Annotated in this window: 24 protein-coding genes and 1 tRNA gene; 6 read left to right on the plus strand and 19 right to left on the minus strand. The window is 65.8% G+C overall.

What is annotated here, in order from left to right:
• Positions 1 to 24: 24 nt before the first annotated feature.
• From GIW81_RS04725 to GIW81_RS04785, 13 genes are all read right to left on the minus strand, one after another.
• Positions 25 to 831, minus strand: coding sequence for an SDR family NAD(P)-dependent oxidoreductase (locus GIW81_RS04725; RefSeq protein WP_154738160.1), 807 nt, complete (start codon positions 829 to 831; stop codon positions 25 to 27).
• 75 nt (positions 832 to 906) lie between these two features.
• A complete protein-coding gene (locus GIW81_RS04730) occupies positions 907 to 1,722 on the minus strand; it encodes an oxidoreductase (protein WP_154738161.1) in 816 nt (271 codons plus the stop codon).
• Positions 1,723 to 1,812: 90 nt separating this feature from the next.
• Positions 1,813 to 2,355 carry a TetR/AcrR family transcriptional regulator gene (locus tag GIW81_RS04735; RefSeq protein ID WP_324614889.1) on the minus strand — a complete coding sequence of 181 codons (543 nt, stop codon included), beginning with the start codon at positions 2,353 to 2,355 and terminating at the stop codon, positions 1,813 to 1,815.
• Positions 2,356 to 2,411: 56 nt separating this feature from the next.
• Positions 2,412 to 2,915, minus strand: coding sequence for a PaaI family thioesterase (locus GIW81_RS04740; protein ID WP_324614890.1), 504 nt, complete (start codon positions 2,913 to 2,915; stop codon positions 2,412 to 2,414).
• Positions 2,916 to 3,072: 157 nt separating this feature from the next.
• Positions 3,073 to 3,390 carry a hypothetical protein gene (locus GIW81_RS04745; protein WP_154738163.1) on the minus strand — a complete coding sequence of 106 codons (318 nt, stop codon included), beginning with the start codon at positions 3,388 to 3,390 and terminating at the stop codon, positions 3,073 to 3,075.
• A 201-nt stretch (positions 3,391 to 3,591) separates the two neighbouring features.
• A tRNA-Pro gene (locus GIW81_RS04750) sits at positions 3,592 to 3,669 on the minus strand.
• 55 nt (positions 3,670 to 3,724) lie between these two features.
• Positions 3,725 to 4,462: a 4'-phosphopantetheinyl transferase family protein gene (locus GIW81_RS04755; protein ID WP_154738164.1), complete on the minus strand. Its 738-nt coding sequence runs from the start codon at positions 4,460 to 4,462 to the stop codon at positions 3,725 to 3,727.
• Positions 4,459 to 4,965 (minus strand): MerR family transcriptional regulator, encoded by a 507-nt coding sequence (locus GIW81_RS04760; protein ID WP_154738165.1) that lies wholly within the window; start codon positions 4,963 to 4,965, stop codon positions 4,459 to 4,461. Before GIW81_RS04760 ends, GIW81_RS04755 begins: the two co-directional genes overlap by 4 nt.
• Before the next feature lie 46 nt (positions 4,966 to 5,011).
• A complete protein-coding gene (locus GIW81_RS04765; protein ID WP_154738166.1) occupies positions 5,012 to 5,329 on the minus strand; it encodes an integration host factor subunit alpha in 318 nt (105 codons plus the stop codon).
• A gap of 137 nt (positions 5,330 to 5,466) precedes the next feature.
• On the minus strand, positions 5,467 to 6,444 hold the full coding sequence (locus GIW81_RS04770) for a beta-ketoacyl-ACP synthase III (RefSeq protein ID WP_324614891.1): 978 nt from the start codon (positions 6,442 to 6,444) through the stop codon (positions 5,467 to 5,469).
• Between the two features lie 88 nt (positions 6,445 to 6,532).
• Entirely contained in the window at positions 6,533 to 7,573 is a 1,041-nt protein-coding gene (gene plsX, locus GIW81_RS04775) for a phosphate acyltransferase PlsX (protein ID WP_154738167.1), read from the minus strand.
• Between the two features lie 154 nt (positions 7,574 to 7,727).
• The gene (locus tag GIW81_RS04780) at positions 7,728 to 8,249 is read right to left on the minus strand and encodes a YceD family protein (RefSeq protein WP_154738168.1); all 522 of its coding nucleotides are present in this window, start codon (positions 8,247 to 8,249) and stop codon (positions 7,728 to 7,730) included.
• On the minus strand, positions 8,249 to 8,806 hold the full coding sequence (locus tag GIW81_RS04785; protein ID WP_154738169.1) for a ubiquinol-cytochrome C chaperone family protein: 558 nt from the start codon (positions 8,804 to 8,806) through the stop codon (positions 8,249 to 8,251). Before GIW81_RS04785 ends, GIW81_RS04780 begins: the two co-directional genes overlap by 1 nt.
• Before the next feature lie 130 nt (positions 8,807 to 8,936).
• Between GIW81_RS04785 and GIW81_RS04790 the strand changes: the two genes are divergently transcribed.
• Positions 8,937 to 9,428 carry an outer membrane protein assembly factor BamE gene (locus GIW81_RS04790; protein ID WP_154738170.1) on the plus strand — a complete coding sequence of 164 codons (492 nt, stop codon included), beginning with the start codon at positions 8,937 to 8,939 and terminating at the stop codon, positions 9,426 to 9,428.
• A 6-nt stretch (positions 9,429 to 9,434) separates the two neighbouring features.
• On the opposite strand, the gene GIW81_RS04795 is transcribed toward GIW81_RS04790, so the two are convergent.
• Complete coding sequence (locus GIW81_RS04795; protein ID WP_154738171.1) at positions 9,435 to 10,097, minus strand: DJ-1/PfpI family protein; 663 nt, start codon at positions 10,095 to 10,097, stop codon at positions 9,435 to 9,437.
• A 77-nt stretch (positions 10,098 to 10,174) separates the two neighbouring features.
• Between GIW81_RS04795 and GIW81_RS04800 the strand changes: the two genes are divergently transcribed.
• Entirely contained in the window at positions 10,175 to 10,777 is a 603-nt protein-coding gene (locus GIW81_RS04800; protein ID WP_154738172.1) for a TetR/AcrR family transcriptional regulator, read from the plus strand.
• A gap of 65 nt (positions 10,778 to 10,842) precedes the next feature.
• Here the strand turns inward: GIW81_RS04800 and GIW81_RS04805 are convergent, their stop codons facing one another.
• Both GIW81_RS04805 and GIW81_RS04810 read right to left on the minus strand, forming a co-directional pair.
• The gene (locus tag GIW81_RS04805) at positions 10,843 to 13,017 is read right to left on the minus strand and encodes a sodium-translocating pyrophosphatase (protein WP_154738173.1); all 2,175 of its coding nucleotides are present in this window, start codon (positions 13,015 to 13,017) and stop codon (positions 10,843 to 10,845) included.
• A 215-nt stretch (positions 13,018 to 13,232) separates the two neighbouring features.
• Positions 13,233 to 13,493: a hypothetical protein gene (locus GIW81_RS04810; RefSeq protein WP_154738174.1), complete on the minus strand. Its 261-nt coding sequence runs from the start codon at positions 13,491 to 13,493 to the stop codon at positions 13,233 to 13,235.
• A gap of 129 nt (positions 13,494 to 13,622) precedes the next feature.
• On the opposite strand from GIW81_RS04810, the gene GIW81_RS04815 reads away from it, so the two are divergent.
• A complete protein-coding gene (locus tag GIW81_RS04815; protein ID WP_154738175.1) occupies positions 13,623 to 14,447 on the plus strand; it encodes a DUF937 domain-containing protein in 825 nt (274 codons plus the stop codon).
• Between the two features lie 7 nt (positions 14,448 to 14,454).
• On the opposite strand, the gene GIW81_RS04820 is transcribed toward GIW81_RS04815, so the two are convergent.
• The 3 genes from GIW81_RS04820 to GIW81_RS04830 form a co-directional block, all read right to left on the minus strand.
• The gene (locus GIW81_RS04820; RefSeq protein ID WP_324614892.1) at positions 14,455 to 14,748 is read right to left on the minus strand and encodes a hypothetical protein; all 294 of its coding nucleotides are present in this window, start codon (positions 14,746 to 14,748) and stop codon (positions 14,455 to 14,457) included.
• A gap of 197 nt (positions 14,749 to 14,945) precedes the next feature.
• Positions 14,946 to 15,524, minus strand: coding sequence for a GDYXXLXY domain-containing protein (locus GIW81_RS04825; protein WP_154738176.1), 579 nt, complete (start codon positions 15,522 to 15,524; stop codon positions 14,946 to 14,948).
• Entirely contained in the window at positions 15,521 to 16,618 is a 1,098-nt protein-coding gene (locus GIW81_RS04830) for a DUF2157 domain-containing protein (protein ID WP_154738177.1), read from the minus strand. The genes GIW81_RS04825 and GIW81_RS04830 overlap by 4 nt, the downstream gene beginning before the upstream one ends.
• A gap of 147 nt (positions 16,619 to 16,765) precedes the next feature.
• Here GIW81_RS04830 and trmFO point away from each other — a divergent pair, with 147 nt between their 5' ends.
• The 3 genes from trmFO to GIW81_RS04845 all read left to right on the plus strand — a co-directional run bounded on the left by trmFO (position 16,766) and on the right by GIW81_RS04845 (position 20,391).
• Positions 16,766 to 18,181, plus strand: a complete 1,416-nt coding sequence (gene trmFO, locus GIW81_RS04835; protein WP_154738178.1) for a methylenetetrahydrofolate--tRNA-(uracil(54)-C(5))-methyltransferase (FADH(2)-oxidizing) TrmFO — start codon at positions 16,766 to 16,768, stop codon at positions 18,179 to 18,181.
• Between the two features lie 97 nt (positions 18,182 to 18,278).
• Positions 18,279 to 18,596: a helix-turn-helix domain-containing protein gene (locus tag GIW81_RS04840; protein ID WP_154738179.1), complete on the plus strand. Its 318-nt coding sequence runs from the start codon at positions 18,279 to 18,281 to the stop codon at positions 18,594 to 18,596.
• An 88-nt stretch (positions 18,597 to 18,684) separates the two neighbouring features.
• Complete coding sequence (locus GIW81_RS04845) at positions 18,685 to 20,391, plus strand: SulP family inorganic anion transporter (RefSeq protein WP_154738180.1); 1,707 nt, start codon at positions 18,685 to 18,687, stop codon at positions 20,389 to 20,391.
• Positions 20,392 to 20,399: the final 8 nt, after the last annotated feature.

Raw genomic sequence — 20,399 nt, forward strand, 5'->3', positions numbered from 1 at the left:
CGTCGCTGACGCTTCCCGCGATGATCAGGCGGCCGAGCGCTGTTTGTAGCGCGCCGCCGCGTTCTGTAGCGACAGGTTCGGCCGCAGCGCGGCACGCGCGTCCTCGAACCGCTTCCAGTCGGCGGCGTCCGGCAGCGACGGAATGGTCACCAACTCGCCTTGGTCAAGGCCGGCCAGCGCCGCATCGACCATCTCGCCAGCGTCCATGACAATCTCGGCAGGCAATGCATCAATGTCACCGCCCGAGCGCTCCCATATCTCCGTGCGCGTTGCTCCCGGCAGCACGGCCTGCACCGTCACACCGGCACCGGCAAGCTCCACGTTCATCGTCTGCGTCAGCGCCAGGACGTAAGCTTTCGTCCCCGCGTAGGTGGCGTTGGAGATTTCCGGCGCTACGGCCAACACGGACGCGATGTTGACGATCGTGCCGCGTCGGCGGTCCGAGAACGCCTTGGCGGCGACAGACGCCAGGTGCGTGACGGCGAGGATGTTCAGCCTGATCATGCCGTCGATGGCCTGCAAGTCGTGCTCGGCAAGTTTGGCATTCGCGTAAATGCCGGCATTGTTAACGAGCAGCGCGATCTCCGGATCGGTGGCCAGCTTGGTCTCGACCCGCTTCAAGTCGGCTTCTCTGCTGAGGTCGGCCGTGAGCACCTCGACATTGCGTCCCGTGTCGCTCTTGAGCCGCGCGGCGAGATCATTGAGCTGCTTTTCGTTGCGAGCGACGATGACGAGGTCATAGCCGCGCTTCGCCAGTCTGTCGGCATAGACGGCGCCGATGCCGGTAGATGCGCCGGTCACCAGTGCCTTACCTTTGCTTTTGCTTGCCATGGGGGTCTCCGTGGTTGGCTCGGGGAATTTAATCCGTGCGGTGGATGGGCGAGGCGACAGTCGCGATTGTGCTCTTCAGACCGGCAGTTCGTTGAACTTCCGGAGGCCCTTGTCGACCATGGATTCGGGAAGGAACCGGCGCAGGAATCGGACTTGGCCCGCCTGTTTTCCAGCCGTATAGCGCCTTCTCGGCACCGCCACAGAGGCAGCTTTCACAACCGCCTCGGCGACAATGTCAGGGGCATCGCCGCCTTCTATCAATCTGCGCATCAACGCCTCCATCCGAGGGCGTTCGGAATCGTAGATGGGAAGCAGCCGATCAGGCCTCGTGATATTTTCTTCGAACGACGTGCGGGTAACACCGGGCTCGACCAGCACAACCCGAATTCCGAATGCGCGCAATTCGTGGTCGAGCGATTCGGAATAGCCTTCGATAGCGTGCTTTGTGGATGCATACAGAGCATTGTAGGGGGCCGGGATCAGACCCAGGATGGAACTCATATTGATGATCCGACCCTTCCCTTGACGACGCATTGCCGGCAACACGGCATTCGTCACGCGGATGACACCGAAGACGTTCACGTCGAACAGTGAATGGGCTTGGGCGATCGAGGATTCTTCTGCGCCGCCGAGCAAACCAATGCCGGCGTTGTTGACAAGCAGGTCGATACGCCCGGCCTTGGTGAGCACCCCATCGACCATTTTCGCCACCGACGCGTCATCGGTCACGTCGCAGGTCATCATGGTAACGCCGTCGGGGCTTGCGGCGAGGGCGCGACGGCTTGTTCCGAACACCCGAAATCCCGCGTCCTTGAGCGCCTTGGCCGTTGCCCGTCCAATTCCCGTGGATGCCCCCGTGACGAGGGCAGTAGCTTCGGTGTTGGTAGTCATGGGAGAACTCCTTCGCATCTACAATAGCTTATGTTCGTCATATATCGCTGCGCTCTTCGGAACTCAGCTGACGCGTTGCGTCGCCAGACTTTAGGTGGACAACATCGAATTTCGTGCGGCTAGCAGGACCTCATCGGAGACAGCATGACCCTTGGTCGCGCGTGCCAACACCAAGGCGCCCACCAGCATCGCGACGTCGGCGAGCGCTTGTTCGCGCGGCGCCGTCTTGCCGCGGCGGCCGAGCAAAGGCCGCAGGCGGTCGATCATGCGTTCGAGCCCCGCGGCAAAGGCCTTGCGTACCGGCCCTTTGAACTCTTCGCGCGAAGCGTCGTCCGCGAGGGCGGCGATCGGGCAACCAAGGCCCGGCTGGTCGCGATGCAGCCTCGAAGCATAGCGCTTGACGAACTCGGTCAGGGCGGCGTTCTGGTCGCCGCCATGCCGCTCGAGAAGCCCGTCGTAGATCGCCCCTGACTGCTCGATAGCGTGCGCGCACGCGGCGGCGGCGAGCTCCTCCTTCGAATTGAAGTGCCCGTAGAAGGCGCCGTGCGTCAGCCCCGCCTCGGCCATCAGCGCCGGCACGCTCACGCCGTTGATGCCCTTGGCGCGGAACAGCTTCGCGGCGGCGTCGAGCACCGCGGCGTGGTTCTCCTCGGCCTGCTTCCTGGAAACTCGCGGCATTGTTATTCTCCTTATCCCGCGCGGTTTGCCCGCGTGACGAGGCACGTCTCGCTGCCGTGCGCGATCAGCCGTCCGCTCGTGTCGTAGACCTTGCCTTCGGCGCTCGCCACGCGACCGCCCGAGTGTAACAGCACGCCCTCGCAGCGCAGCGTGCCGGTCGCCTCGGTCACGGGGCGCACGAAGGTGACGCTCATGTCCAGCGTGGTGAAGATCTCGCCGGGCTTCAGCGACGAATGCACGGCGCACGCCATGGCGGTATCGATCAGCGTCGCGATCCAGCCGCCGTGCACCGTGCCCATCGGGTTGTAGAAGTCGCCCTTCGGCTCGCCCTCGAACACGACGCGCCCTTCTTCCGCTTCGACCGGGCGAATGCGGTTCGTCGGCGAGAACGCCGGGGTCGGAAGGCTGCCGTCCATCAGGGCGCGCAGGAATTCAATGCCCGACATTGCACGCATCGAGCCGCGCGCCGCGCCGCCGGCAATGAGCTGCGAAGTCTCGGGAGCTTGCGTATCCACGGCAGATCACCTGTCTCGCCAAAAAAATGCATTATGACCATCATATAATATGACGGCCATCATGAATAAAGGGCGATGTTGCCGCACTCAGGTGTGAGGGCCGCCAGACACAAAATAGCAGCCGCCTTTGGGGCGGCTGCCGATTTAGGGGCTGATACTAGTACTTGGTGCCCGACTCGGCCGGCATGTTCGACCCGGAAGCTCCCGACGAGGAGCCTTCCGAGCTCGAGCCGGCGCTGCCAGCCGCACCCGGCTGATGCTGAACCTTAGCGTCCTTGTCCGGGCTGCGATCGGAGGTCTTGTCGCCCGCGGTGTCCTGCTGGCTCTGCGGGGTCTGGGTGGACTTGTCCGGCGTGCGGTCAGAGGTCTCTCCGGCCGCCGGCGCGCCCTGGGCCGGAGGGGCGGGCGTCTCCTGCGCGAAGGCGGAGGTCGAGAGCGCAAGAGCGCTGGCAACGATCAATGCGGAAACTTTCATTGGGGCATCTCCTGACTGAAGTTTTTTCTCGTTTCCCCCATCGGCAAGATAAGTCGCAGAGCGGCCGGGGGGTTCCCGCAGAAAGTGTTGTCGAGGCTGTCAGATGGCCAGGAAGCGCGGGCGCGCCTGCAAATTTTCGCGAGGCGCGCGTGAACGCCTCGCGTCGTGCGAGCGGCGTCGCCGCGGGCGATGAATGAAGATTGGTCGGAGCGAGAGGATTTGAACCTCCGACCCCCTGCCCCCCAGGCAGGTGCGCTAACCAGGCTGCGCTACGCTCCGAAGCGCCCTTTTGCCAAGCGCCGCCATGCGGGTCAACGGCAAAGCCCATCCGACATCAATTGATTAGCTTTTCGAGGCTTTCCGCGTCGGTCGGCAGCCACGCGACGTCGGCCACCGGCTCGACACTGATAAAGGCGGCTGCGGCATAGAGGCCGTCGCCGAGTTGCAGGTCGCGGACCCCTTCGGCGGCTCCCTTAGCTACCTCGTCCACGCGGGCAGGCATGCCGGTTGCGTCGGCGCGGTCGGCAGCCGCCACGCCGAGAATACCGAGCCGCGTCAGCAAGCGGCCGATGCCGCAGCCGTCCGCCTTGGCATACGCCTCGAGCCGCACCCACGCGTGGAGGAAGCGCGTGTTGCCGTCGCCGGCAAGCGAAGCGCCCAGCGCCCCACCCGCCGCCTCGATCGCGGCGCGCCGCTCGGCCGCAATGCGCACCTCGCGTGTGCGCTCGACGTCGACCCCGATACTGCCTTTAGGCGTCAGACCGATGAGCGCCACGCCGCGCGCGTGCGACAGGCTGAAGCCCAACGGCGCGCCGACGAGTTGCGGCTTGCCGCGCGCCGCACGTGTGAGCGCTGCCTCGCGCCACACCGGCCCCACGGCACGCTCGATGAGGAGACGCAGTGCGATATGCGTCGCCAGCCAGTCGTCGCGCACCCGCGCGTCGGAAAACTGCGCGGCACGCGCGCGATCTTCGGCGCTCAAGCGGGAAATGCGTCGCTCGATCGCGTTGAGCGCCGGAGCTGCGGCGGAAACGTCGACGCACCAGAGCTCGGGCGCCTGCAAGCCGTTCACGCGCGGGCGGAGCGTCGCGCCTTGACGGGCGCACGGCGCGCGGCAGTCTCCGTGGGTTTGCCCAGGAGGATACCGCGACAGGCCTCGAGCTCGGCGATGGCGGCAAGCAGCCGCTCGCGGATCTCAGCCTTGGTCGGCGCACCGCGCGGCGCAGCGCCCTTCTTTCCGGCGCGCTGCTTGGCGGGGGGTGGCGGCAGCTCAGCGACGGCCGTCGGAGCCGGCACAGCCTGCGGATCGGCGCCGAAGCGCTTCACCGTATCGACGCCCTGCTCGCGCAGAATCTTCTGCACGCCCTTGATGGTGTAGCCTTCGGCGTGCAGCAGGTGGCAGATGCCGCGCAGCAGCGACATGTCCTCCGGCCGATAGTAGCGGCGTCCGCCGCCGCGTTTCATCGGCCGGATCTGCGGGAAGCGACCTTCCCAGAAGCGCAGGACGTGCTTGGGGACCTCGAGCTCGTCAGCGACTTCGCTAATGGTGCGGAACGCCTCTGCAGTCTTGGTCAACTACGCCTCCACCGGCTGCGCCTCCGCGCCGCCGAGGAGGCGCCGTTCACTCGGCTGCCTTGCGGCGGATGAGGCCCTGGTTAATGCGCTCTTTCATAATGTTGCTCGGGCGGAAGACCAAGACCCGCCGCGGCGTAATCGGCACTTCATCCCCGGTTTTGGGATTGCGCCCCATGCGTTCGCCCTTCTGGCGGATGCCGAAGGAACCGAACGAGGAAAGTTTCACTGAATCCCCTCGTGCCAGGCTCGCTGATATCTCGGCGAGCACAAGCTCGACGAGTTCTTGGCTCTCGTTGCGCGGCAATCCAACTTTCCGGACCACCGCCTCGGCGAGGTCCGCCCGCGTTAACGTCTTGCCTCCCATGGCATTTTGCCTCCCGCTCCTCGTAACTTTTTTTGGATGCTACCGGGACGCGAGCCGATCGTCAATCGAATGAACGTTTCAACTGCCTGAAATCAAAGAAAGAAACATGATGCGGTGCAAGGAAGACAACTCCGCGTTTACCAACGCACGAGCGCCGCCCCCCACGTGAACCCGCCGCCCATCGCCTCCATCAGCACCAGCGAGCCTTCCTTAATGCGATGCTGCTCGACCGCGAGGTTGAGCGCGAGCGGGATGGAAGCGGCCGACGTGTTGCCGTGCTTATCGAGCGTGACCATGATTTTGTCGGGCGACACGCCGAGCTTTTTCAAGACGCCATCGAGAATGCGCTGGTTCGCTTGATGCGGCACGTAGAGATCGATTTCGTCGGGCGCGTATCCGGTCATCACGAGCGTCTCCTCGATCACGCCGGAAATCTTCTGCACCGCGTGCCGGAAGACCTCGCGCCCGTTCATGCGCAAGTGTCCAACCGTCTTTGTCGAGCCGGGGCCGCCGTCGACGTAGAGCAGATCCTCGAAGCGCCCGTCGGAGCGAATGCGCGTGGCGAGAATTCCGCGGTCATCGCGCGTGCCGTGCTGCGGCTGCGCCTCGAGAACGACGGCACCGGCTCCGTCGCCGAACAGCACGCACGTCGTGCGATCTTCCCAGTCGAGGATACGCGAGAACGTCTCGGCGCCGACCACGACGGCGCGCTTGAACTGCCCAGCCTTGATGAAGTTGTCGGCGATGGTGAGCGCATAGACGAAGCCCGAGCAGACGGCCTGCACGTCGAACGCTGCACCCTTCGTCACGCCCAGCCCCTGCTGGATGCGCACTGCAGTTGCGGGAAACGTGCGGTCAGGCGTCGCCGTGGCGCAGATCACGAGGTCGATGTCGACGGGATCGATACCGGCGCGGACGATCGCCTGCTTGGCGGCAGCGATGCCGAGGTCGGACGTCAGCTCGTCGTCGCCGGCGATATGGCGCGCGCGAATACCCGTGCGCTCGACGATCCATTCATCGCTGGTGTCAACGATCTTGGCGAGATCGGCATTGGTCATGACGCGCTTGGGAAGATGGGCGCCGACGCCGCGGATCACTGAACGGATGACTGCCACTGAGCTGCCTTACTTCTTCTCGTTTGTACAGCCTTACGGGCCGCTGAACGTGGCGGCAACCCTGGCGCGCCATGCCGAGCCCTTAGCGTCAGCTCGCGGCAGCGGCCTCGAGCTTGTGGTGGAAGGTCGTCAGATCGGCGGCGAGCCGTGGAATGAGCCGGCTCTGGGCCATCTCGTACGCGAGATCGACGGCGGAGGCAAAGCCCAGGGCATCCGTTCCCCCGTGACTCTTGACCGCGATACCGTTCAGCCCCAGGAACGTTCCTCCGTTGGCACGCCGGGGGTCCATTTTTTCCTTGAGAACACGGAAGCCGCCCGACGCCAACACCGCGCCGATCTTCGACAGCAGGCTGCGCCGCATCGCGGCTCGCAGATATTCGCCGATCTGCCTGGCGGTGCCCTCGGCGGTCTTCAAGGCGATATTGCCGGCGAAGCCCTCGACGACCACAACGTCCACGACGCCCTGGCCGATCTGGTCGCCCTCGATGAAGCCGCGATACTCGAGCGGCAGCTCGGTGCCCTTTAGCCAAGCGTGCGCCTGGCGGACTTCCTCGACGCCTTTAATCTCCTCGACGCCGACGTTCAGTAGCCCCACCGTCGGCCGCTCGATGTGGAACAGCGCGCGCGCCATGCCGGCCCCCATCAGCGCGAATTCGCAAAGCTCGCGGGCGGTGGCGCCGATGTTGGCGCCGACGTCGAGCACGATGCATTCGGCTTGGACGGTCGGCCAGATGGCGGCGATTGCGGGGCGCTCGATGCCCGACATCGGCCGCAGGATCAGCTTCGACATGGCCATGAACGCGCCGGTATTGCCGGCCGATACGGCGACGTCGGCCTCGCCGGCACGCACCGCATCGATGGCCAGCCACAAGCTCGTGCCCTTACCGCGGCGCAGCGCCTGGCTGGGTTTGTCGGTCATCGCGACAACCATGTCGGTGTGCACGACGCGGGCCTTGGCGGCGAGCGCAGGCACCTTATCGAGCTCGGCGCGGATGGCCGGCTCGTTGCCGAACAGGATGAATTTGAGTGCTGGATAGCGTTCCAGCGAAAGTGCAGCGCCGGGCACCACGACAGCGGGACCGTGGTCGCCGCCCATGGCATCGAGCGCTATCGTCCGCGCCTGAGACATGCTGCGGGTTGCCTCGTAGTTATCCCCAGAACGCAGCCGCAAAGTTGCGTCTGCCCACCCGTAAACCAGCGGACCATACTCTTTTGCAACTGCGAAACAACCGGATTCTAGACACCGATACCCGCGGCGTTGTGTGTCAGGTGGAATGCTCGTCTCAGCCTCGATCCTTGAGCTTTTGGAGAGCGGCAAAGGGTCCGCCCGCTGACGCTTCGGGATCGTCGATCGCTTCGGCTTGAAATTCAGCGCCGGCTTTGCGCGGGTAAGGATCGACGTTTGCAGACAGGGTTTCGAAGACGATCCGCCCCGCATCGATCAGGCCGTGCTCGATCGGCTCGATCTCGGCGGCGCTCAGGGCCTCGACCTCATCCTCGCCCTGCTCCGGAACGCTGCCTGCCGGCCAGAATTCGACGTCGAAGGTACCTTCTGCGGTCTGCGGAATTGGCTCGAGCGTGACGACGCAGGTCTGCGTGAGTTTGGCCGCGACCTTACCCGCGAGGCGGTAATGCCCCTTCCCCGTGGCGCGAATATCGAACCTCGCTGTCAACTCCTCGCAGGAGACGGCCTCGAGCGCTGCGGCGACGCTCGCCCGCTCGGCGGCGGTGGCACTACGCGTTTCCGGCAAGCCTGCCTCGGGGATTTCCCGCACACGATACGACCATTCCAGCGGCGCGTTCATTAAGCCTCCGTCGTCGAAGCGGGGTCGATGAATGCGGGTCGGCCAGCGGCTACCTGTTTGCCGTCGGCGGCGGACATCGCGCGCGACGACGCCGCGATGTAGCGGGCGAGCGTGCCCACCTGGGCTGCATCGGGGCGGCCGTAGACGTGCTCAGCCAGCACCTCGCGCAGTCCTGCCTCGTCAGGCTCGGCCAGCGACAGCCGATAGGCCAAGCTGCGCTCGTAAAGTCCGGTTGCAGCGCGGCGCACCTTCTTGGGCACGGTGAGGTCGCCGGTCGCCATTTCTCGCAAGGAGTCGTCCATGTCGGCGATGAAAGCCTCGACCAGCAGGCGCGGCAAGTCCCCAGCGGCCTCGGGGGTGGCACCGAGCCGCTCCATGACCAGGAACAGGTGCAGGACGACCATCTCGTAGCGCCCGGAGGGTGTGTCCGGAACGCCGAGCCCCGCATAAAGCGCCGGCTGGCGCGCTTGCGTCACGATCGCGCCATAAATCTCGCCAGCTTTGCGGCGTATGTCTGTGCGGGCGTTGAGGAATTCCAGCATCAGTGCCGGGCTCACCGTTCAGGTCGCAAGGATTACCGGGGGAGATGTTGACCGCGTTGCAAATACGCCCGTTGCAATGTTTGCAACCTCAGGCTAAGCGCGACTTCGGTCATCCATCGATCAGTCTCGAGAAACTCATAACATAATGCGCCGAGAGACGAACGACCGCCAGCGCCGCAGGCGCGGCACCGCGCCTGCCCAGCGCCTATGGACGATCGGCGTTCTCGCTGCGGCACTTCTCGCCGGGGCCTGCGACTCCAACGTGATTAAGCACGGCGTGCAGTTCCATGAGGGCGACGTCCAGCAGATCCAGCCGGGGATGACGCAAGAGCAAGTGCGCTTGAACCTCGGCACGCCCTCGACCACCGCGGTCATCGGCAACAACCAGGCCTTCTACTACATCTCGAGCACCGCCACGCAGACCTCCTTCATGCTGCCGACCGAGCAGGACCGGCAGGTCGTCGCCGTCTACTTCACGCAAGCCGGGACGGTCGAGCGCGTCGCCAACTACGGCCTCAAAGACGGTCGCGTGTTCGACTACGTGTCGCGCACCACGCCGGCACCGGGAGGCAAGGACGTCGGCATCGTGCAGCAGCTCTTCCGCAACCTCGGCCAGAAGCAGATCTTCGGTAACTGACGCGGCTTAGCTCGCGGGGTCGTATTCGATGTCCTCGCGATAGCCGTCGTAGGCCTTCGCATATTCCATGACGCGCGCCACCTCGCCGATGAACTCTTCGTCGTAGCCGGCGCGACGCAGTAGGTGAAACCCCACCTCCATGCCCGAGGCGATGCCGCCGCCGGTAATGATGCGGCCGCTGTCGACGACGCGGGCGCGCGAGATGCGGCAGGCCGGCGCAATCTCCGCCAGGCGATCGATTGGCACCTTACCCATGTTCGACTGCTCGAGCCGGTCGGGCTCCTTGCGGTTGGTCGCCGCGCGTCCGTCGAGCAACCCCATGCGCCCATAGATCCATGAGCCGGTGCATACCGACAAGAGCAGCGTCTTTTCCGGCAATCCGCGGATGAAGGCGTGCAATCGCCCGTTGTTCACCTCTTGCCGCGTCCCGAAGCCGCCGGGGATGAGGAAGGCGTCCATGTCCGGCTGATCGGCGAACGCATAGTTGGGAATGACGGTGAAGCCGGCCTGCGCCTGGATCGGCCGCATGCTCTCGGCGACGAAGAACGCGTCGAGCTCCGGATCGAAGCGGCGGGCGACCGAGAACACGCCGTAGGGCGCGGCGAAATCCATGATCTCGAGGTCCTTGCACATGTAGACCCCGAGCCTGAAACCAGCCTTCTTTTCCATCGCGCACCCTCCTATAGACAGGTCTGTCTATCTCAGGTAGACAGCTCTGTCTGTCAAGCAAGATTATTTCGGTCCGGATGACGTCGAAGAGCCAAAAGACTTCAGCTGCCGAGCCTACGTCGGCACGCGCGCGCATCCTCGAAACGGCGCTGCGCCTCTTCTATGCGCACGGCACGCGCGCGGTCGGCATCGATCGCATCATCGCCGAAGCCGCGGTCGCCAAGATGAGCTTCTACAATCACTTTCCGTCGAAAGCCGATCTCGTCGCCGCCTTCCTCGAGGAGCGACACGCGCGCTGGATGACGTGGTTCCACGGCCGCCTCGATACGCGGCGCGGCAAGCCCGGCGCCCAACTGCCCGCCGTTGCTGACGTTCTGCGCGAGTGGTTCACGGCGCCCGACTTTCACGGCTGTGCGTTCATCAACATCCTCGCCGAGACGGCGCGCTCATCCAAGCGCGAGCGCGATATCGCCAGCCGCCACAAGGACGAGCTACTCGCGCTGCTCGCGGAGCGGGCCAAAGCCGACGGCGTAGCGCGCCCGGCCGAGGCGGGGCGCCTGGCGCTCATCGTCGTCGAGGGTGCCATCGTACGCGCGGAGATGACCGGGGCAGGCGCGCGGGTCGCGGCCGACGCCAAACGGCTACTGGAGTGCCTCGTCGCCCCTGGGCTCAAGGCTTAGCCCCTGTAACGAAAAAGGCCCGACCTTGCGGCCGGGCCTTTCCCAAAACATTCGCGCGCGAGGCCTTAGCCGCCGTGTGCCAGCACCGCCAAGAGCAGCAGCGCCACGATGTTGGTGATCTTGATCGCCGGGTTCACCGCCGGACCGGCGGTATCCTTGTAGGGATCGCCGACCGTATCGCCGGTCACCGACGCCTTGTGCGCCTCGCTGCCCTTCACGTGCTTGACGCCGTCCTTGTCGATGAAGCCGTCCTCGAACGCCTTCTTGGCGTTGTCCCAGGCGCCGCCGCCCGAGGTCATCGAGATGGCGACGTAGAGCCCGTTGACGATCACGCCGAGCAGCATGGCGCCGACCGCGGAGAACGCCGCGCTCTTACCAGCGTCGCCGCCGCCCGCGATGAAGTAGATCGCAAAGTAGAGCACGATCGGCGACAGCACCGGCAGCAGCGACGGGATGATCATCTCTTTGATCGCTGCCTTGGTCAGCAGGTCGACTGCCGCCGCGTAATCGGGGCGCTCCGTGCCCTTCATGATGCCGGGCTTGGCTTTGAACTGGCGGCGAACCTCCTGCACGATGGCGCTGCCGGCGCGGCCGACGGCCGTCATGGCGATACCGCCGAACAGGTACGGGATGAGACCGCCGAGCAAGAGGCCGACGACCACGTAGGGGTTCGACAGCGAGAAGTCGGGGCTCACGCCCTTGAAGTACGAATAGGCCGTCGAGCCCGCCTTGTTCGCCTCGTCGATGAAGTGTTGCAGGTCGTAGCTGTAGGCCGCGAACAGCACCAGCGCGCCGAGACCGGCGGAGCCGATCGCGTAGCCCTTGGTCACCGCCTTGGTCGTGTTGCCGACGGCGTCGAGCGCGTCGGTCGAGCGGCGAACCTCCTTCGGCAGCCCGGCCATCTCGGCGATGCCGCCGGCGTTGTCAGTCACCGGACCGAAGGCGTCGAGAGCGACGACGACACCCGCAAGGCCAAGCATAGTGGTCGTAGCGATGGCCGTGCCGAACAGGCCGGCGAGCGAGTAGGTCGAGAGGATGCCGGCGACGATGACGAGGGCCGGTAGCGCGGTCGACTCGAGCGACACGGCGAGACCCTGGATGACGTTGGTGCCGTGCCCGGTCACCGACGCCTGGCTGATCGAGCGCACCGGGCGGTAGCCGATGCCGGTATAGTATTCCGTGATCCAGATGATGAGGCCCGTGACCGCGAGGCCGACGAGCCCGCACAGGAACAAATTCATGCCGGTGATGGTCGTGCCGGCAGCGGTGCCGACCTCGCCGAAGGTGCCGAGCACGTAGTGCGTCGCCGCCCACAGTCCGCCGATCGACAGCACCGCGCTGGCTAGGAAACCGCGATAGAGCGCGCCCATGATCGAGTTGTTGGTGCCGAGCTTCACGAAGAACGTGCCGATGATCGAGGTGACGATGCACGCGGCGCAAATGGCCAGCGGATAGACCATCAGGGTCTCGAGGTTCGGCTGGCCGGCAAAGAAGATCGAGGCGAGAACCATGGTGGCGACGACGGTCACCGCGTAGGTCTCGAACAGATCGGCCGCCATGCCGGCGCAGTCGCCGACGTTGTCGCCGACGTTGTCGGCGATGGTTGCCGGATTGCGCGGATCGTCCTCGGGAATGCCGGCCTCGACCTTGCCGACGAGATCGCCACCTACGTCGGCGCCCTTGGTGAAGATGCCGCCGCCGAGACGGGCGAAGATGGAGATGAGCGAGGCGCCGAAGCCGAGCGCGACAAGTGCATCAGTCACGACGCGGTCGTTGACCGCGTAGCCGAGCCCGCTGGTGAGGAAGAAATAGTAGCCGGCGACGCCGAGCAGCGCCATGCCGGCGACCAGCATGCCGGTTACCGCACCCGACTTGAAGGCGATGTCGAGGCCCCGCGCCAAGGAATGTGTCGCCGCCTGCGCCGTGCGCACGTTGGCGCGCACCGATACGTTCATGCCGACGTAGCCGGCCGCGCCCGACAGGACCGCGCCGATGAGGAAGCCGATGGCGACCGGCAGACCCAAAAGGAACCACGCCAAGACGAAGATGACCGCACCGACCATGGCGATGGTCGTGTACTGGCGGTTGAGGTAGGCCTGGGCGCCTTCACGGATGGCTCCGGCGATCTCCTGCATCCGCGCCGTGCCGGCATCGGCAGCCATCACCGAGCGGATGGTGTACGCCGAATAGGCGAGCGCCAACACGCCGCAAGCGACGATACCCCAAAGTACTTCCGTCATTTTCGTGATCCCCTTTGGCGCCTAGAAAGTTGCTATCGACCGGCGACTGGGCGTTGCCGGCGGCTCGCTCTGCTGGCGGATTCGCGGGCGGACCATGCCAAATGTGTGAGCCGGTTGCAACACAGCGCTGCAATAGCGCCGGAACGGCACAAGGGCCGAGAAATCAAGCAAAAAGGGCGTCCTCGCGGACGCCCCCGAGCAAATTCAGGCGACGATCACCACCAATGGCGGTGATGACGATGGCGCCAGCCCCACGGCCGGTACCAGCGGTAAGGGCGATACCAGCGATAGGGACGATAGTAGTGGCGGTGGCCATACCAGCGGCGATGACGCCAGCCCGCCTTCTCGACGGTGGAACTGGCCTGACCGATGCTCGGTTTCGCAATCAGCGCCGCGCCCGCTGTAGCAGCGGATGCCGGTGCCTGTCCCGCGATCAGCAGAAATGCCGCGGCGACGGAAGCAAGTACGAACTTCATGATTTTCTCCAAAGTTCAGTATGCTAGTCACTTGAGCGACGTGGAGTGCGCCCGTTACGAAGTCGGGCGTCCTTGGAAGCTGGGGGTAAATGCCATGCGGTTCAAGTTAACTCCATCCAAAGCGCGCTGATGCAGATTTTGGACGCCCGTAATCGCGGGCCGATCTGGGGAGAGTTCACGCGTGCCCAGAACGGCCTGGCGATAAGCAATCTGGCGCGCGCCTTCCATCTGCCGCGGCCCCAGGCCAAGGCAGCCATCCTCAGCATGCTCGGCGCACTCATCCAGCGCTTCGACGAGCAGACCGTGTCGCGCGGCACGCTTGCGCGGCTCATAGAGCTCCTCGGCAAGAACGACTATGAGCAGGTCCTCGAGACGCCAACGCTGATGGGTGCCACCTCCACCCAGGTGATCGGCAACGACGCGCTGACCGCGCTTGCCGGGCGCGAGGAAAGCGGCCGCATCGCCTGCCGTGCGGCGACGACCGCCGGGATCAGCGAGATGATCGCCGAGTACCTGCTGCCGGTTGTGGCGGCGATGTTCATGGGCGCCCTGTCGGCCAAGACCCGCGCCAATCTCTACGTCTTGATGCGCGGCCCCGATGACGCGGCCGCGCTGGCGCCGGCAGCTCCTGCCGGGCAATTTCCCATCGGGCGCGGCTCGAGCGGCTTCTTCGCCGGTACCGGCGTGGTGACGGCAATCGGCGCCGATCCCGGCCGCGAGGCAATGTATGCGCTATTCGCCCAGCGCATCCGCCTCGGCGGCGAAGTTCAAGGCCAACCCGACCCGCTAAACGCCGCTCGGCGTGCAATGGCCGAGGGGCTCGGCGTGCGTGCCCGGCACGCGCCATGGTTCGCGCGCCTGCAGCGATGGGGCGCGACAGCCCTCCAGGCCGCGAGCACGCAGACTCAGGACCGGCTGCGCAGCTTGCGCAGCCGTCCGCGCGACAAGCGCTGAAAGCCGATTAGCGGCAGGGACGGGCTTCGGCGTCGCAGTTCCACCCACCGCCCGACTGCGAGCAGCCGATCCGGCGGCTGGCCGCCCGGCTGAAGCGCGCCCAGGCGCGGCCGTACTCGAGGTTGGTGAACTCCTGCCATGAGGAGATGGCGGCGCGCTGCGCCGCAGCCTTGGTCGGCTGCGAGCCGCTGCTGCCGTAGTGCCAGTGATCGGCCATACAGGTCCTGCCGCCTTCGCGGCGCCACGTATGCATGCCGGCGAGACCGGCATCTTGCGCCATTGCCGGGATGGCAGCTCCCACGACCACGACTCCCGCGAGCAACGCCGCGGACATAGATTTGGGCAACATCTCCACCCCCCAGTGTGAATCCTTGCCGGTAGTTCGCGGCACCCTGCCAGATTCCGCTTGCGCTCTCGATAGCTACCAGCGCCGCGCGCGAAAAAATGCGCGCCGCGCGCGGCAAACCTGCAACATCCTGGGAGAAATGCTGACGCGCATCAGAGAAGCGGTTCGTCGTACACACGCTGGCCTTCCGACATCAGGCCCTTGATCGCGGCCGTGCCGCTGTCGTCGATGGCGATGACGGCGGAAATTTTTTTCTCGCCAACCATCTTCTCGAGCTCGCGCCCAGTGCCCTCGGGCACGAAGAAGCTCTCGATGCCATAGTGCAGATTGACCATCGTTCCCGGCGGCTCGTCGCGTGGCGGGTCGTAGACGTACTCGACGCGCCCGCGTATCACGGCCTCGTCGGGCTTCACATCCGCCGGCTGCTCGGTCGAGCCGGCGACGGGCTGCCACTTGTCACCCTCACCCTTGCGCAGCGTGATGTAGAACGCATCGTTCCTTTTCGGCGGTGTCGTACCGGGCGGCAGCTTGTAGCGCGAGATGTCGTAGCCGAGGATCACATAGTCGCCGCGGAACAGCGAGCGCGGATCGACCGGGATCACCTCGAGCACCACCTCGCGACCGTTGGCGAGCAGCGAGGTGCGATCCCAGATCATCCAGCCGAGCACTGCCGCCTGCCCAAGGGCGACGGCGGCGATGGCGAGCCACAGATTGCGGCGTTCAGTCGTCATGGCGCGGCCTCCATGCCGGGCTGCACGCGCGCGTGCAAACGATAGGCGACGATCGACAACAGGATCACGAGAACGCCGGCCGAGAGGAAGAACAGCGATGAGCCGAGCAGCGTGCCGACCGTCTTGAAGTAGATCCCCAGCACCTCGATCGAGAAGCCGGCATAGCCCAGCCACAAGAGCGCGGGGCTCCCCATCTTGAGGCCAAGCCCAATTCCGCCGAGCACCAGAGCAAGGGCCAGAATGGCCAGCAGAATGAAGTAGTCGAGCGGCATTTCCTTGATGAACTGCAGGGCGAACAACCCGGCGAAGGCAATGCTCATGCCGTAAGCGATTATCGGCGTCGACCAACCGTGCAGGCGCTCGTCGGCCAGCGGCGCGGCTACTCCCGCGGCGGCGATGAGCAGGCCGATGCCGACGACGATGCCATGTCCGTTGCCGTCAATCAGGTAGTACCCGAGGCTGACGATCCACAGCGCCAGGGCAACTGCAGCAAGATGCAGGCCGCCGGCCCAGCGCTGCCAGGCAATGGCCGCCGTCACCGCGCCCCATCCCAGCAGGAAGCCCCAATGCACCTCGCCGCTGTCGGTCATCTCCCAGCCCGTCCATAGGCAGACGAGCAGCATGGCCAGCGCGAGCGCCGGATTGGACCGTAGAAGCGTCCCGGCGGCGAGCGCGCCCAGCGCCCAGGTGAGGACGGCGTCGGGTGGATGCCCCTCGATGTGGAACATCTGCGCGATGAGCATGATGCCGGCGCCGAACAGCGCCACGCCGGCGAGGATGGCCGCGTGCGCGAACGTCGGATGCTTGCGGTCGAACAGAACGCCGGCGATGCCGTAGCATGCGAACAGGCCGCCGAAGATCATCGCCAGTCTGAACAGGCGCGGCATCTCGCTCCAATGGGCGGCGACAAAGCTCATGGCGGCGAAGCCGATCAGCACGGCGCCGAGAATGCCCAGTGCGGATGCTAGATCCAGCTTGTGCTTGTCGTGCTCGACGATGTCGCGGCGGATCGCGACCTCACCGTCGGCGCCGATCCAACCGGCTTCCCGCCAGCGCACGAGGTCGCGGTTGAGGCGCTTGGCGTAGCGTGACATGGAGAGAACCCCGTCGACTTAGATCGGTGCAGACGATATCCGGGCGGCGGGACCAAAACAATGTCGGGATTGGGGCCCGGCGGCGGCGGGGGCCATTAGGGTTGCCCGCGTTGAGGACCGCCCCGCTTTCCGATAGCGTGCGCTGCCATGCAAGACATTGAAGCTGTTCACATCGTCGGAGGCGGGCTCGCCGGATCGGAAGCTGCCTGGCAGATCGCCAGCGCGGGCGTTCCGGTCATCCTGCACGAGATGCGCCCCGCGCGTATGACCGACGCCCACAAGACCGAGGGGCTGGCCGAGCTCGTCTGCTCAAACTCGTTCCGCTCCGACGACTGGGAATACAATGCCGTTGGCCTGCTGCACGAGGAGATGCGCCGCGCCGGCTCGCTCATTCTCGCCGCCGGCGACAAGCACAAGCTGCCGGCGGGTGGGGCGCTCGCCGTCGATCGCGACAACTTCTCGGCCGAGGTGACGGCGCAGCTCGCCGCCCATCCCCTCGTCACCATCGAGCGGGGCGAGGTGGGCGGCCTGCCGCCCGCCGAGTGGTCGAGCGTCGTCGTCGCTACCGGCCCCCTCACCTCGGCGGCGCTGAGCGAAGCCGTCCGCAGCCTCACCGGCGAGGGAGACCTCGCGTTCTTCGATGCCATTGCCCCGGTCGTGCATCGCGAGTCGATCGACACCTCGATCGCCTGGTTCCAGTCGCGCTACGGCAAGACCGGTCCCGCCGGCACCGGCGCCGACTACCTCAACTGTCCGATGACGCGCGAGGAGTACGAGGCGTTCGTCGACGCGCTGCTCGCCGGCGACAAGACGAGCTTCAAGGAGTGGGAAGCCTCGACGCCCTACTTCGACGGCTGCCTGCCCGTCGAGGTCATGGCCGAGCGCGGCCGCGACACGCTGCGCTACGGACCGATGAAGCCCGTCGGCCTCGACGATCCGCGCACCGGCCGCTGGCCCTACGCGGTGGTGCAGCTCCGCCAGGACAACGCACTCGGCACGCTGTGGAACATGGTCGGCTTCCAGACCAAGCTGAAGCACGCCGAGCAAGTGCGCATCTTCCGCATGATCCCCGGCCTTGCGGAGGCCGAGTTCGCGCGCCTCGGCGGCCTGCACCGCAACACGTTCCTCAACTCGCCGAAGCTGCTCGACGGCTCGTTGCGGCTCAAGGCGATGCCGCGTCTGCGCTTCGCGGGGCAGATTACTGGCGTCGAGGGCTACGTGGAGAGCGCCGCCATCGGTTTGCTGGCCGGCCGCTTCGCCGCCGCCGAGCGGCTCGGGCGAACGTCGAGCGCGCCGCCGCACACCACCGCGCTCGGCGCCCTCATCGGCCACATCACCGGCGGACATCTTTCCGCCGACGACGGCAGCACATCGTCGTTCCAGCCGATGAATATCAACTATGGCCTATTGCCGGAGATGGAGCCGCCCGCGAACGACGCCGACGGCAAGCGTCTCAAGGCGAAAGAGCGCGGCCGCGCCAAGAAGCGGCTGATGAGCGTGCGCGCGCTGGCCGACCTCGATCGCTGGCTTACCGGCAATGCCATGCCGGCAGCGGCGGAGTAAACCTGCGGCATTTGTCCGGTCATGCGGCAAGCGCCCATCTTGATGCATCAGACATCAGACATTAGGCTCTACGCATAACCAAGACACAGTAGATCGCATGATCACCGCGGCGCAGATGCGCGCAGGTCGCGCCTTGCTCGGGATCGACCAGCAGAGTCTGGCCGATCTCGCCGGCGTGTCGTTGCCGACCATCCAGCGCATGGAGGCGAGCGAGGGCAACGTACGTGGCGTAATCGACACCTTGACCAAGGTCGTCACCGCTTTCGAGCGCGCCGGCGTCGAGCTGATTGCCGAGGGAGCACCCAGCACTGGTGATGGACGCGGCGTGCGCTTCAAGACCAGCCGGACAAGCAAGACAGCGCGCCGAATGACCACTGGCCGCACGCCACGGCGACTGGCACGGGAGAAGCCATAGTGGGCGCATCGATACACTTACCGCGACGGCGACCGCCTAATGCACGGCCGGCGATCCCGCCGCTCCTTGGACCAAGGAGAGGGAGCATATGGAGACGACCGCGCGGAGCCCCTTGAGGCGCCCCGAGCCGACGTTTGCGGAGCTGTTCACCCCCAAGCTGGTCACGATCCTGCGCGACGGCTACACCGGCGCCGACTTCAGGGCCGACGCCATCGCCGGGCTTACTGTCGCCATCGTGGCGCTGCCGCTGTCGATGGCCATTGCCATCGGCTCAGGGCTCTCGCCCGACAAGGGCTTATTCACCGCCATCGTCGGCGGCTTCCTCATCTCCGCGCTCGGCGGCAGCCGCTTCCAGATCGGTGGGCCGGCGGGCGCGTTCATCGTGCTTATCGCCTCGGTCGTCGAACGCCAAGGCTACGACGGGCTTGTGCTCGCCACGCTCATGGCAGGCGCGATGATGATGGCCGCGGGGTTCCTGCGGCTGGGCACATACATCAAGTACATTCCCTTCCCCGTAACTGTAGGCTTCACCGCCGGCATCGCCGTCATCATTCTGGCGAGCCAGCTGAAAGAGTTGCTCGGCCTCGACATGGCGAACGAGCCGGCGGCGCTGCTGCCCAAGGTGCGAGCCCTCTGGGAGAGCGTCGGCGCCTTCAGGCCTGCAACCGTGGCGCTCTCGCTCCTCGCCATCGCCACCATTCTCGGCCTTCGCCGCGTGCGTCCCAAGTGGCCCGGGCTGCTCATCGCCGTGGCGGCAACGACGGTGATCGCCTGGCTGCTGCAGCTCGACGTGACGACTATCGGCTCTCGGTTCGGCGGCGTGCCGCGCACGCTGCCTGCGCCGTCGCTCCCGGCTTTCGACCTCGCCAAGCTCGCCGCGGTGTTTCCCGATGCCGTCGCCATCGCCCTGCTCGGTGCCATCGAGAGCCTGTTGTCGGCCGTGGTCGCCGACGGCATGAGCGGACGCAAACACCGCTCTAACTGCGAGCTCGTGGCCCAGGGTGCCGCCAACATGGCGGCGGTGACCTTCGGCGGCATGTGCGTCACCGGCACCATCGCGCGCACCGCGACCAACATCCGCGCCGGCGCGCGCAGCCCGATTTCGGGCATGTTGCATGCGGGCTATATCCTCCTATTCATGCTCCTGGCGGCACCGCTCGCTGCCTACATTCCGCTTGCTAGCCTTGGCGGCGTGCTCGCCGTAGTCGCCTGGAACATGATCGAGAAGGAAGAGTTCGCCAGTCTACTGCGCGCCTCGTGGGGTGATGCGACTGTGCTCATGGCGACATTCCTCCTGACCATCTTCACCGACCTCACCGTCGCCATAGGCGTCGGCGTAACGCTCGGCGCCTTCCTGTTCTTGCACCGCATGGCAGAGAGCGTCGAGATCGAGGGCGGCGTCCCGCTAGTCGTCGAGGATACGGCCGACGGACGCGGCGGCGGGCGCACCACGTACCGGCCGGACGCATACAACGGCGACATCGCCGTCTATCGCATCTCGGGTGCGTTCTTCTTCGGCGCCACGGCAGCCGTCAGCAGCGCACTCGACCGCATCGGCGCTCACCCCAAGACATTCATTCTGGATTTCGCCGAGGTGCCTCTCGTCGACAGCACCGCGGCCAATGCGCTGGAAGGTTTCGTGCACAAATTGCGCCGTGCCGGCACCGCGGTCTATTTCACGTCGGCGCGCCGCAACGTGCGCCGCACGCTGCTCGCCGCCGGCCTGCGCAAGCCCCTGGTGCGCTACGCCTCGAGCATCGAGGATGCCGTCGCCATGAGCGGAGGGCGCGGCTGAGCGGAAGC

It is taken from the genome of Hyphomicrobium album (assembly GCF_009708035.1).
Taxonomy (GTDB): domain Bacteria; phylum Pseudomonadota; class Alphaproteobacteria; order Rhizobiales; family Hyphomicrobiaceae; genus Hyphomicrobium_A; species Hyphomicrobium_A album.

Excerpts from the sequence above, each read along its gene's own strand:
- GIW81_RS04825 (WP_154738176.1), bottom strand. The coding sequence starts at position 15,524 with ATGACGACTGAACGCCGCAATCTGTGGCTCGCCATCGCCGCCGTCGCC.
- GIW81_RS04765 (WP_154738166.1), bottom strand. The coding sequence starts at position 5,329 with ATGGGAGGCAAGACGTTAACGCGGGCGGACCTCGCCGAGGCGGTGGTC.
- GIW81_RS04810 (WP_154738174.1), bottom strand. The coding sequence starts at position 13,493 with ATGAAGTTCGTACTTGCTTCCGTCGCCGCGGCATTTCTGCTGATCGCG.
- GIW81_RS04790 (WP_154738170.1), top strand. The coding sequence starts at position 8,937 with ATGCGCCGAGAGACGAACGACCGCCAGCGCCGCAGGCGCGGCACCGCG.
- GIW81_RS04830 (WP_154738177.1), bottom strand. The coding sequence starts at position 16,618 with ATGTCACGCTACGCCAAGCGCCTCAACCGCGACCTCGTGCGCTGGCGG.
- GIW81_RS04730 (WP_154738161.1), bottom strand. The coding sequence starts at position 1,722 with ATGACTACCAACACCGAAGCTACTGCCCTCGTCACGGGGGCATCCACG.
- GIW81_RS04745 (WP_154738163.1), bottom strand. The coding sequence starts at position 3,390 with ATGAAAGTTTCCGCATTGATCGTTGCCAGCGCTCTTGCGCTCTCGACC.
- GIW81_RS04805 (WP_154738173.1), bottom strand. The coding sequence starts at position 13,017 with ATGACGGAAGTACTTTGGGGTATCGTCGCTTGCGGCGTGTTGGCGCTC.
- GIW81_RS04840 (WP_154738179.1), top strand. The coding sequence starts at position 18,279 with ATGATCACCGCGGCGCAGATGCGCGCAGGTCGCGCCTTGCTCGGGATC.
- GIW81_RS04795 (WP_154738171.1), bottom strand. The coding sequence starts at position 10,097 with ATGGAAAAGAAGGCTGGTTTCAGGCTCGGGGTCTACATGTGCAAGGAC.
- GIW81_RS04815 (WP_154738175.1), top strand. The coding sequence starts at position 13,623 with ATGCAGATTTTGGACGCCCGTAATCGCGGGCCGATCTGGGGAGAGTTC.
- GIW81_RS04780 (WP_154738168.1), bottom strand. The coding sequence starts at position 8,249 with ATGAACGCGCCGCTGGAATGGTCGTATCGTGTGCGGGAAATCCCCGAG.
- plsX (WP_154738167.1), bottom strand. The coding sequence starts at position 7,573 with ATGTCTCAGGCGCGGACGATAGCGCTCGATGCCATGGGCGGCGACCAC.
- GIW81_RS04800 (WP_154738172.1), top strand. The coding sequence starts at position 10,175 with ATGACGTCGAAGAGCCAAAAGACTTCAGCTGCCGAGCCTACGTCGGCA.
- GIW81_RS04725 (WP_154738160.1), bottom strand. The coding sequence starts at position 831 with ATGGCAAGCAAAAGCAAAGGTAAGGCACTGGTGACCGGCGCATCTACC.
- GIW81_RS04845 (WP_154738180.1), top strand. The coding sequence starts at position 18,685 with ATGGAGACGACCGCGCGGAGCCCCTTGAGGCGCCCCGAGCCGACGTTT.
- trmFO (WP_154738178.1), top strand. The coding sequence starts at position 16,766 with ATGCAAGACATTGAAGCTGTTCACATCGTCGGAGGCGGGCTCGCCGGA.